The organism is Robertkochia aurantiaca (assembly GCF_020166495.1).
In the GTDB taxonomy this organism is placed as follows: domain Bacteria; phylum Bacteroidota; class Bacteroidia; order Flavobacteriales; family Flavobacteriaceae; genus Robertkochia; species Robertkochia aurantiaca.
Window position 1 is genome coordinate 293393 of the sequence record NZ_JAINZS010000002.1, and the last position, 11560, is coordinate 304952.

At 46.0% G+C, this 11560-nt stretch carries 8 protein-coding genes; 6 read left to right on the plus strand and 2 right to left on the minus strand.

All coding sequences use genetic code 11. The features are described 5' to 3' along the window. The 6 genes from K7R10_RS03770 to K7R10_RS03795 all read left to right on the plus strand — a co-directional run bounded on the left by K7R10_RS03770 (position 1) and on the right by K7R10_RS03795 (position 6317). Positions 1-825: an HAD family hydrolase gene (locus tag K7R10_RS03770; RefSeq protein WP_224483349.1), complete on the plus strand. Its 825-nt coding sequence runs from the start codon at positions 1-3 to the stop codon at positions 823-825. A gap of 25 nt (positions 826-850) precedes the next feature. After that, the gene (locus tag K7R10_RS03775; RefSeq protein WP_224483350.1) at positions 851-2713 is read left to right on the plus strand and encodes a M61 family metallopeptidase; all 1863 of its coding nucleotides are present in this window, start codon (positions 851-853) and stop codon (positions 2711-2713) included. Between the two features lie 110 nt (positions 2714-2823). Next, positions 2824-4089 (plus strand): DUF819 family protein, encoded by a 1266-nt coding sequence (locus tag K7R10_RS03780; RefSeq protein WP_224483351.1) that lies wholly within the window; start codon positions 2824-2826, stop codon positions 4087-4089. A gap of 47 nt (positions 4090-4136) precedes the next feature. Then, positions 4137-4874 (plus strand): DUF4369 domain-containing protein, encoded by a 738-nt coding sequence (locus tag K7R10_RS03785; protein WP_224483352.1) that lies wholly within the window; start codon positions 4137-4139, stop codon positions 4872-4874. Positions 4875-5002: 128 nt separating this feature from the next. Next, complete coding sequence (gene lgt, locus K7R10_RS03790; RefSeq protein ID WP_224483353.1) at positions 5003-5833, plus strand: prolipoprotein diacylglyceryl transferase; 831 nt, start codon at positions 5003-5005, stop codon at positions 5831-5833. Next, positions 5826-6317 (plus strand): DUF192 domain-containing protein, encoded by a 492-nt coding sequence (locus tag K7R10_RS03795; RefSeq protein ID WP_224483354.1) that lies wholly within the window; start codon positions 5826-5828, stop codon positions 6315-6317. The genes lgt and K7R10_RS03795 overlap by 8 nt, the downstream gene beginning before the upstream one ends. Positions 6318-7022: 705 nt before the next feature. Here the strand turns inward: K7R10_RS03795 and secDF are convergent. Beyond that, positions 7023-10007: a protein translocase subunit SecDF gene (secDF, locus tag K7R10_RS03800; protein ID WP_224483355.1), complete on the minus strand. Its 2985-nt coding sequence runs from the start codon at positions 10005-10007 to the stop codon at positions 7023-7025. Between the two features lie 159 nt (positions 10008-10166). Then, on the minus strand, positions 10167-11093 hold the full coding sequence (mdh, locus tag K7R10_RS03805) for a malate dehydrogenase (protein ID WP_224483356.1): 927 nt from the start codon (positions 11091-11093) through the stop codon (positions 10167-10169). Positions 11094-11560: the final 467 nt, after the last annotated feature.

Genomic DNA, 11560 nt, shown 5'->3' on the forward strand with positions numbered 1-11560 from the left:
ATGGATTACAGAATTATATTTTCAGACATAGACGGTACTCTGCTCGACGAGAACAGGGAGATCTCAGAATTTACCCGGAAACAGATTCTTGAACTTACAGATCGCATTCCTTTTGTTCTGGTATCGGCCAGAATGCCCCGTCAGATGGCTGGCTTCAGCCGGGATCTGAATGTGGCACGATACGGTTTGATCGCATATAACGGAGCTCTTGTGCTTCACCAAGACCGGGTTCTGCACAGTAAAGAAATACCCCTGGAACCCGTTCAGGAACTCACTGATTTTAATCATCGTCAAACTGAACCCGTACATATCAGCCTCTACCATCACGATGAATGGTATGTTCCGCAAATGGACCGATGGGCAGAAAGAGAGATCAACAATACCAGGGTCACCCCTGAGGTCCTCTCAAACAGCGAAACCCTCTCAAAATGGCAAGATGAGAAAAAAGGAGCTCATAAGATCATGTGTATGGGAGATGCAGCTGCCATCGACCGCATTTTCAAGTTTTTAAAGGAGCGATTTAACGATGACCTGCACCTGTACAGGTCTAAAGACACCTATATAGAAATCGCCGATAAATCGGTCTCTAAGCTAACCGGAATCAAACTGCTGGCCGAACAGCTCCGGCCCGGCACTTCACTTCAACAGATCATGGCCTTTGGAGACAACTACAACGACGTTGAAATGATTGGTGCGGTAGGGCATGGAGTAGCTGTAGCCAATGCACGCGACGAAGTAAAGGCCGTAGCCAATGCTGTGACCACCCATCATAAGGAAGATGGCGTTGGTCGTTATCTGGCATCATTTTTTAAAGGAAACCCTTAAATTGCAACAAACCCAACAGAATCAAATGAAGAAAATTTTATTAATCAGTGCATGCGCACTGTTGTTATCATGCGGACCTAAACTCGATGATCTGGCTGTAAACCGCGTAGTTGAGGCAGACATCGACCTCGTTAATGTAGAAAATGATATGGTCAAAGTACGGATAGATCCGGGTCGATTTACCGAGGAGACCATCAATTATTATATTCCTCGCACCGTTCCGGGAACCTATTCCAATGACGACTACGGAAAATATGTCGAAAACCTTAAAGCCTTTGATTATTCAGGCAGTGAAGTAACTGTCAATAAAACAGACACCAACACCTGGGAACTTACCAACGCCACAGAGGTTGATTACCTTGAATATCTCGTGAATGACACTTTTGACACCGAAGGTGAGGTCGAAGAGCCGGTATTCTCCCCTGCGGGCTCGAATATTGAGGCAGGAGAAAATTACTTCCTGAATCTGCACATGTTTGTAGGTTATTTTTCAGGACTGGATCAAAGACCCTACGAGATAACCTTTGTACACCCTGAGTCATTAGAAGTGACTACCTCCCTGACCGAAATGACCCCTGAAAAAGCATCTGCCGGCGTCGATACCTTTTATGCTGAAAGATATTTCGAAGTAACCGACAACCCGGTCATGTATGCAAAGCCGGATACTGAAACCTTTCTGGTGAATGACATACAGGTCACGCTTTCGGTATTTTCTCCTAATCAGGCATATTCAGCTGCCAGCATCAGTGATGAAATGGAAAAAATGATGGCCGCGCAGAAAAAGTTTCTGGGTGATCTCAATACTACAGACACTTACCAGATACTCTTGTTCTTCAGCGATATGGAAGAAACCTCTCCAACCGGTTTCGGAGCACTTGAACATCACACCTCCACCACGGTAGTCCTTCCGGAATCCATGCCGGAACCCATGCTTCTGGAAACCATGACAGACGTGGTATCTCACGAGTTCTTTCATATTGTGACACCGCTGTCTATTCATGCTGAAGAGATTCACTTTTTCGATTACAACAATCCAAAGATGTCAAAACACCTATGGATGTATGAAGGAGTGACCGAGTACTTTGCCAACCTGTTTCAGGTCAACCAGGGGCTTATCGATAACCAGGCATTTTACGACCGAATTCTGAGAAAGATTGAAAATTCACGCCGCTACAACGACGAAATGTCGTTTACCGAGATGAGTGAAAACATACTGATGCCTCCCTACAAGGAGAACTATGCCAATGTGTATGAAAAAGGAGCGCTGATTGGCATGTGTATCGATCTGATCATACGGGAACAAAGCCAAGGAGAGAAAGGCATTCTGTGGCTAATGAAAGAGCTTTCGGCATTCTACGGTAAAGACCAGCCTTTCGCAGACGATGAACTGATACCAAAGATCACCTCGCTCACCTATCCTGAGGTAGCCGATTTCCTGACTACCCATGTCGAAGGAACGGAGCCTATCGATTACAACACCTACTTCACTAAGGCAGGTCTTCAAATGGGTACAGATACCATCACTACGGCCGTGCTTTTCAGGGATCAGCAAACTCCGTTTATAGATGCGAATCCTCAAAGCAAAGAGATCTTCTTCCGCGACATCCCTTTAAATTCATTACTTACTGAACTTGGAATTCAGGGAGGCGACGTAATTCAATCAATCAACGGAACCGAATACAACCTTGATTCTGCGCAACAGTTAGTAGTAGCTTCCATGGGCTGGCAGGAAGGTGATCCTATTGAAATGGTGGTCTTAAGAGACGGTGAAACCGTTGAAGTGAGCGGTACGATCAGTCAGCCAACTGTCACGGTCGATATCCTCCGGGAAGACCCTGATGCTACACAGGAGCAAAAAGCCTTACGAGAGGCCTGGCTGAAGGGATAATATAATTTTCAGCCTCAGGCTGTAAAAAATCTTACAAGGAACCCGGGAAATCTTGCTGAGCGGTCAGTGATTTTTTTCGGGTTTTTGTATTTTGCCGCAAAATCTAATCCATGCAGGAAACTCCAATCTTTACCAACGACACCATTGTACTGGGCATTCTAATGGCATGCCTGGGATTCGTATTTTATACCTCCCAATTCAAATCAGGGTTCTGGAGCAAATTTTACAAAGTAGTACCCGTACTGCTTATGTGTTATATGCTACCGGCGGTATTCACCTCCCTTGGGATCATCTCTGACGAGATCTCCAACCTGTATTTCGTGGCGAGCCGATATTTGTTACCAGCATCCCTGGTATTGATGACCTTAAGTATCGATCTGAAATCGGTTTTTAATCTTGGTCCAAAAGCGCTGATCATGTTCTTCACCGGAACCCTGGGAATCGTGATAGGCGGACCGGTGGCCATGATTCTGGTATCTATTGTTTCACCTGAAACTCTGGGCGGTGTAGGGTTCGATGCGATCTGGAGAGGTCTGGCAACCATAGCCGGTAGCTGGATCGGAGGCGGGGCCAACCAGGCAGCAATGCTCGAAATATTTCAATACAATCCTGATAAATACGGAGGCATGGTCCTGGTCGATATCGTCGTCGCCAATATCTGGATGGCTATCGTTCTGCTCGGTATCGGAAAGAACGAGAAGATCGACAGCTGGCTTAAAGCCGATGCTACGGCTATAGAAACCCTCAAGAAAAAAGTAATCGCCTTTACCGATAAAGTGACCCGTAACCCGACACTGGGCGACCTGATCATCATGCTGGCTATTGCCTTTGGTGCGGTCGGACTGGCTCACTGGGGAGCAGATGGGATATCGGCATTTCTCAGTGAAAACTTCGCCGCTATACGCGACCAGAAAAATGCACTCTCCTCGTTTGGATCACAATTTTTCTGGATGATCACCATCGCCACCCTCATCGGTATAGGTTTGTCTTTTACCAAAGCTAAGAACTATGAAGGTGCCGGTGCCAGTAAGATCGGCTCCCTCTTTATTTACGTGCTGGTGGCCACCATCGGTATGAAAATGGACCTGGCCAAGGTTTTCGAAAACCCGGGACTATTGCTTATCGGACTGGTTTGGATCACCATACATGCCCTGCTGTTAATCCTGGTAGCCAAACTCATCAAAGCTCCTTACTTTTTCCTGGCTGTAGGAAGCCAGGCCAATGTAGGTGGCGCAGCCTCTGCCCCGGTGGTAGCGGCGGCTTTTCACCCTTCACTGGCAACGGTTGGGGTTTTGCTGGCAGTATTCGGATACGCCGTGGGAACCTACGCGGCGCTGTTCTGTGCCTACCTTATGGAAATAGCCTCCAAACTCTAGCTTTATAACAAAGAAATATGCATATTTGCCCTGCTAAATTGAGAATGATGAAAAGATTGATTTTTGCCCTGGTATGCCTGGCCACCGTGGCTTCCTGCTCAAAGGGAGACAACCAGAATATGACCGTGAACGGAAACATAGAAGGCCTTAAAAAAGGAATGTTGTATTTCCAGAAATATGAAGATACAGCCATGGTCACCCTTGACAGCCTGAAGATAGAAGGAGATGCCAATTTCAGTTTTTCAGCACAGGTTGAAGGACCTGAACTGTTCTATCTGTATCTCGATAAGAATGACGGGAACGATGCCAACGATATGCTGGAATTCTTTGGAGAGCCGGGAAACATCACCATTACAACTTCTCACGATTACTTCGCTCCTGAGGCAAAGATCGAAGGCTCGAAAACCCAGGACACCTACAGTGAATATCAAAAGATCGCCGATCAGTTTAAGGCAAAAAATCTCGACCTGGTCGCCGAACGGCTGAATGCTCTTAAAGACGGGCGTGAAGAAGTGATGGACTCACTTGACGATGCCATCGCACGAAATAATAAGAGGTCAGTACTCTATACGCTGAATTTCATGTTCAACAACCAGGAATCACCCGTGGTTCCATATCTGGTTCTGAGCGAAACACCCAACCTGAGCCAGAAGTACCTGGACAGTATAAAATCAGTTCTTAGCCCTGAGGTACTGAATACCAAATACGGAAAAGCATTTACCGAGTTCACCGAACAGGTCAGAGAAGAAGAATCAAAGGCGGTAACCGCTCAAAACAAGGAGTAAAACTCTTGTACTCCTCATAACAGACACCATCCCATCCGGATGGTGTTTTTTTATTAGCCTGCTTCTCCCAACCATCGGGCTACTCAGGTTCCCAACAATTAGCTATATTTACTCCAAATTCACGAACTATGCACCTACTTAGCATCACCTGGGATTCAGATGGCGTTTTATTTCACATCGGATCTTTTCCTCTGCGGTATTACAGCCTTATGTTCATCGTGGCATTTTCAGCCGGATGGTATATCATGAAGCGCATATATAACAATGAAGGCATTTCAGAAGAAAAGCTCGATCCGCTTTTTATCTATACAGTAGTGGCGACCCTGATCGGAGCACGGCTGGGGCATTTCATTTTTTACGAACCCGAAGTGTTTTTGAGCGACCCGCTCAGCGTCTTCCTTCCCTTTGAATTCTCTCCTGAATTCCGCTTCACAGGATTCCAGGGACTCGCCAGTCACGGGGCAGCAATCGGTATCATCATCGCCATGTATCTCTACAGCCGCAGGGTGGTTGAAAAACCGGTACTGTGGATCCTGGACAGAATCGTGATTCCTGTAGCCTTTGGTGGCATATTTGTTCGTCTCGGAAATTTCTTCAATTCTGAAATTGTTGGAAAACCCACCAACAGCGATTACGGAGTCATCTTTTCAAGACTGGGTGAAACCTTCCCCCGTCATCCCGCTCAGTTATATGAAGCTTTCGGCTATATCATAGTCTTTATCGTGCTATGGCAGGTATACTGGAAAACAGATAAAAAAGACCGTCTGGGTTACATTTTCGGACTCTTCCTGGTATTGTTATGGACCGTGCGTTTCATCGCTGAATTCTTCAAGCGTTCACAGGGAGGTTTCGAATCGGCCCTGGGCTTGTTCACTACCGGGCAATGGCTGAGTATCCCTTTCATTATTGCCGGATTTTACTTCATGTACCGTAACACCAAAAAGGTTTCTCATGCATAAGCTCTTTCTCTGCGGAATAGCGATTTTGACTTTACTAACCGTATCCTGCAAGGAAAAGACCAGTCATCCCTCAAGGACTGCTCCTGAGGAAATTCCTTTTGAACAGGATGGATTACTGAGCATCTGGCGTAACGACAGCCTGATCGTCAAAGATCTGGCCATCGAGATCTCAGACGACGAATACGAGCGTTCTACCGGGCTTATGTACCGGTACTCCATGAAAAATGAACAGGGAATGCTCTTTATCTTTCCCGACAGCCAGGAACGCTTTTTCTATATGAAGGATACCGAATTCCCCCTTGATATTATCTATTTCGATGCTGATCAGAAACTGGTAAGCATCATCAGGAATGCAGAACCACTCAATGAGAAAAGCCTGCCCTCGGGCGCTCCTTCCCAATATGTTTTGGAGGTGAATGCCGGCCTGAGCGATCGCTGGAACCTGCAGAAGGGTGATAGTATCGGGTTTGAGTTTGATAGGTAGGCCAGACAGGTAAGCAGGTAGACAGGTAAGCAGGTAGACAGGTAGACAGGTAGACAGGTAGACAGGTAAGCAGGTAGACAGGTAAGCAGGTAGACAGGTAAGCAGGTAGACAGGTAAGCAGGTAGACAGGTAGACAGGCAGACAGGAAAGCAGGTAATCTGGACGACAAATAAAAGCGAATAACAGCAGTACAATCCTTTAGACTAGAACCAACCCGTCTTGCCGATGGTAAGGAGCTCACTGAATAGATTCTACTAATAAAACATTGAATACCCCCTCAGGCCTTCGGCCAGCTCCCCCTGGAAGGAGGAGCAGAAGGGATTTCTGTTTAAGTGAATTTATCTGCATCCCTGAATATCTCCATTCCTTTCTACTTCTGACGGTAGTATAAAACGAAGGTAAGATCCTTCGTCCCGAGGCTTCGGGACTCTGGATGACTTTAAAGGTGAGTTGGTGAAGAGGTGAAGAAATGCCGATTCTTTTCCCAGAAAAAACCGTTCACTCTTAGCTGTTAGCCGTTAGCATAAATTCCCCGTATCACTGCATACCTGCCTGCCGGCAGGCAGGACTGCATAACTGTATAACCCCATAACTCTTTAACTCCATAACCCCATAACCCCATAACCTCATAACCTCATAACCTCATAACAAAAAAAAGCCCGGGAAAAACCCGGGCTGTTTTTATATCATATAAGATCAGAAAAATTACGCCTCAACAGCCTTTTTCTTTTTCTCACCTTTTTCTTTAAGTGTATCGAACATCACAGGTGTAGCGATAAACAGCGATGAATAAGTACCTACGATAACACCGATGATCATAGCGAACATGAATCCACGCAGGGATTCACCTCCGAAGATGAAAATACTCAGCAGTACCACCAAAGTGGTCAGTGAGGTGTTCAGCGTACGGCTCAGGGTACTGTTCAGGGCATAGTTCACATTTATTCCTGCTCTCCAGCCTTTTTCCTGAATTACTTCCCTGATACGGTCAAACACAACCACGGTATCGTTCAGCGAGTAACCGATTACGGTAAGGATCGCAGCGATGAACGCCTGATCGATCTCCATGTTAAACGGCATGATCTTAGAAGTCAGTGAGAAGATACCCAGTACGATCACGATATCGTGGAATACGGCGGCAACCGCTCCCAGTGAGAACTGCCACTTTCTGAATCGCAACAGGATATAAAGGAATACGACAAGCAGTGATCCGATGATCGCCCAAATCGCATTCTTCTTGATATCATCGGCAATGGTAGGACCAACCTTTATAGACTGGAGAATACCAACCTTCGCTTCTTCACTTCCGATGATGAACTCTTCATAGGTGATACCATCAGGAAGATACTCCTGCAGTTCGGTAAAGAGCATATTCTGGATCTCAGTGTCTACTTCAGCTCCTTCAACATCAACCTTATATTTGGTGGTGATTTTCACCTGGTTAGCATCTCCGAAAGTTTTAACCTCTGCACTTCCAAAAGCTTCGTTCAGATCAGCAGCGATCTCAGAAGGATTAACCGGATCTACAAAACGTACGGTGTACGAACGACCTCCCACGAAATCAACACCGCCATCAAGACCCTTCGTAAACAGTGATCCAAGTGAGATCAGCAGCAAGGCTCCTGAAATGATGTAGGCCATTTTGCGTTTTGAAAGGAAGTCTATGCTCAGGTTCTTAAACAGGTTCTTGGTGATTCCTGTAGAGAAATCAAGAGAACGCTTCCCGCTTTTCACATACCATTCGATCAGCAATCGGGTAACGAAAATAGCGGTGAACAATGAGGTGGCAATACCTATCAATAAGGTAGTGGCGAATCCTTGAATAGGACCGGTTCCGAATAAAAGGAGAATAATCGCCGTAAGACCGGTAGTAATGTTAGCATCCAGAATTGACGACAGCGCATTGCTGAAACCATCCTGAATAGACTGAATTTGTCCTTTTCCTTTTTCAAGCTCTTCACGAACCCTCTCAAAGATCAGCACGTTCGCATCGACCGACATACCGATCGTAAGAACGATACCCGCAATTCCGGGCAGGGTAAGCACGGCTCCAAGTCCTGAAAGCACCCCAAAGATCAAAAGTATATTGAACACCAGGGCGATATCTGCATAGATACCTGCTTTTCCGTAATAGAATACCATCCAGATCAGTACCAGTACCATAGCGATCAGGAAAGACATGATTCCACTGTCTATAGCTTCCTGTCCGAGTGACGGACCAACCACTTCTGATTGTATGATGTCTGCTGAAGCAGGAAGTTTACCTGCACGCAGTACGTTAGCAAGGTCATCGGCCTCTTCCAGGGTGAAATTACCCGAGATCTCAGAATTACCTCCTGAGATAGGCCCTTGTGAAACGCCGGGAGCAGAGTAAACCACATTATCAAGAACGATGGCGATATTTCCTTGCTCAAGGAAAGCTTTCCCTGTGAGGTCTTCCCACAGCTTGGCTCCTCTTGTGTTCATTTGCATGGATACAGAAGGACGACCTCCCATATCGAAGCTCTGAGCGGCATCGGTGATCACATCACCGTTCATGGCCGGCTCATCATCGCGATTTCCTTTCAGCGCATAAAGCTCTACCACATCTGAATTCTTGGCAGGGATACCCCATGCAAACTCTACGTACTGAAGATTGGCAGGCAATAATTGCTGAACTGCCGGCATGTTCAGATATTCTCTGAATTGGGCGGTATCTTTAACAGCAACGCTGGCAATCACAGGAGATCCCTGGAAGCCACCGCTTACCATCAGTTCGAAAAGCGGATTTCTCTGATTGGCAATCTCCAGAGAATCCTGGGCAGCATCAGAAAGCAGCGAATCGATCTCAGAAGCCGGAGCTTCTTCTTCAGCCTGGTCACCTTGAGCCTCAGTGATATCAGCCAGTTTATTATTGGCAGCTACCAGAAATGGAGTGAGCTGATCGGCCTTGTAGGTTTCCCAGAACTCCAGTTGGGCTGTACTTTGCAGTAGTTTCTTAACACGCTCGATATCTTTCGCCCCTGGCAGTTCAACCAGGATACGCCCTGAAGTTCCCAGACGCTGAATATTAGGTTGGGTAACTCCAAACTTATCGATACGCTTACGCAGAACCTCAAACGCAGAAATGATCGACTCATCGATCTTTCTTCTGATTATGGGCTGAACCTGCTCATCAGACATTTGGAAATTGATCTCTTCGCTCAGGGTTTTATTGGCGAAGATATCAGGAGATGCAAGTTTGGTGGAACCGTTACTTACAGCTTCAAACTCCTGGAAGAAAAGCTCCAGGTAATCTTCCTGGCTGTTCTTGGCGGCCTCATCAGCACGTGCCAGCGCCTGGTTGAAAACCGGGTCTTTGGAGTCATTGGCCAGTCCGCGAAGGATGTCCTTCACAGAGATCTGAAGGATCACGTTGATCCCCCCTTTCAGGTCGAGACCTTTGTTCAGTTCCTTTTCTTTTACCTCTTCATAGGTGTAGCTGCTGATCCCGAGGTTATACACCTCTTCGTTTCCGATCGAGTCAAGATATCTTGCCTCGGCCTCTTCACGCTTTGCTACATAGTCTTCTTCAACTTCTGTGATTTTGTTCAGGGCAAAATTTTCAGCATCGCTCTCCACCTTGTTGGCAACAAAAGTGAAGGACAGCTGATAGATACTTACGATCCCAAATAAAATAGCAAAAAGTCTGATAAGTCCTTTGTTCTGCATCTTTATTTATTTAATAGGTCAATTTTAATAACGGGCAAATATAAGTTTTACGGGATGAACTGACAATAATTTTTTGGGCAAGATCAGAAAACAGCAAAAATCCCGCTGCTTTCTTTAAAACAGCGGGATTCACGTGCATTCAGAATCTGAAAAATGAGCTTAGAGCTCCAGTAGTCCGTTCGTTTTGGATACGCCTTCGGCGCTTTCTTTCAACTTCTCTTTTTCACTCTGATCGAGTTCGATCTCAACGATCTTTTCGATCCCATTTTTCCCCAAAACAACCGGAACTCCGATACAGATATCGCTCATCCCGTATTCCCCGTCAAGCATAGTTGAACAAGGGAAAATCTTTTTCTGGTCGCAGGCTATGGCTTGTACCAGACCTGAAACGGCTGCTCCGGGAGCATACCATGCGCTGGTACCTAAAAGTTTGGTAAGGGTGGCCCCTCCTACTTTGGTGTCTTCTTTTACCTGCTCAAGACGTTCCTCACTGATGAATTCGGAAACAGGCACGCTGTTGCGGGTTGCCAAACGGGTCAGCGGAAGCATTCCCGTATCGCTGTGACCTCCGATCACCATCCCGTCAACATCAGAGATAGGCGCTTCCAAAGCTTCAGCAAGTCGGTATTTAAAACGGGCACTGTCAAGAGCACCACCCATACCGATAATCCTGTTCTTAGGAATATCTGTGGTCTTATGAACCAGGTAGGTCATGGTATCCATCGGGTTACTTACCACGATGATAATAGCATCAGGAGAATGCTTTAACAGGTTGGAAGAAACATCTTTAACGATCCCTGCGTTGATCCCGATCAGTTCTTCACGGGTCATGCCCGGTTTTCTCGGAATTCCACTGGTGATCACAGCAATATCACTACCTGCCGTCTTTGAATAATCATTGGTGGTTCCGGTGATCCTGGTATCAAAACCGTTCAGAGAGGCGGTTTGCATCAGGTCCATTGCTTTCCCTTCTGCCACCCCTTCTTTGATGTCTAACAATACCACTTCAGATGCAAAGTCTTTTATGGCGATGTATTCAGCGCAGCTTGCACCCACTGCACCGGCCCCAACTACTGTTACTTTCATAGAAAATATCGGTTTTTTTTAGATTAATTGTAAGAAAACACAAAGCTACTAATTTTAACACAATCAGTAGCTTCATCAACCCGATTATCTGTACCGTCTCCAGCCTTGATTCAACGACAAGACGATTTTTAAGAAATAAGCCGCTTCAAGTCTTCATTTCACTGGCAATTTTTACAGCCCGAGACCATGCAAAACCTGACATAAATCATATATAATCAGATACTTAACAACGAACTTTATTCACTCATAAAGGGATTAGACAGAATAATTGACAACACCTTAAGTTTATAAGGTGTACCGAAGCATTTTGATTGTATTAATTCCTTGAAAGCCTCCCTACTGATCACTGCTAAACCCCTACTCTTTGGGGTGTAATGACAAATTACCGCCCCCGTCGCCCGCGTTTTAACCCATAATGCTATGTGGTCTTTTATAATTACGTCAGGAAGACCTGTTGAAAGAAGTCT

Bases quoted from the DNA above. Each gene is read 5' to 3' on its own strand.
- K7R10_RS03770 (WP_224483349.1), top strand. From the start codon at position 1: ATGGATTACAGAATTATATTTTCAGACATAGACGGTACTCTGCTCGAC.
- K7R10_RS03775 (WP_224483350.1), top strand. From the start codon at position 851: ATGAAGAAAATTTTATTAATCAGTGCATGCGCACTGTTGTTATCATGC.
- K7R10_RS03780 (WP_224483351.1), top strand. From the start codon at position 2,824: ATGCAGGAAACTCCAATCTTTACCAACGACACCATTGTACTGGGCATT.
- K7R10_RS03785 (WP_224483352.1), top strand. From the start codon at position 4,137: ATGAAAAGATTGATTTTTGCCCTGGTATGCCTGGCCACCGTGGCTTCC.
- lgt (WP_224483353.1), top strand. From the start codon at position 5,003: ATGCACCTACTTAGCATCACCTGGGATTCAGATGGCGTTTTATTTCAC.
- K7R10_RS03795 (WP_224483354.1), top strand. From the start codon at position 5,826: ATGCATAAGCTCTTTCTCTGCGGAATAGCGATTTTGACTTTACTAACC.
- secDF (WP_224483355.1), bottom strand. From the start codon at position 10,007: ATGCAGAACAAAGGACTTATCAGACTTTTTGCTATTTTATTTGGGATC.
- mdh (WP_224483356.1), bottom strand. From the start codon at position 11,093: ATGAAAGTAACAGTAGTTGGGGCCGGTGCAGTGGGTGCAAGCTGCGCT.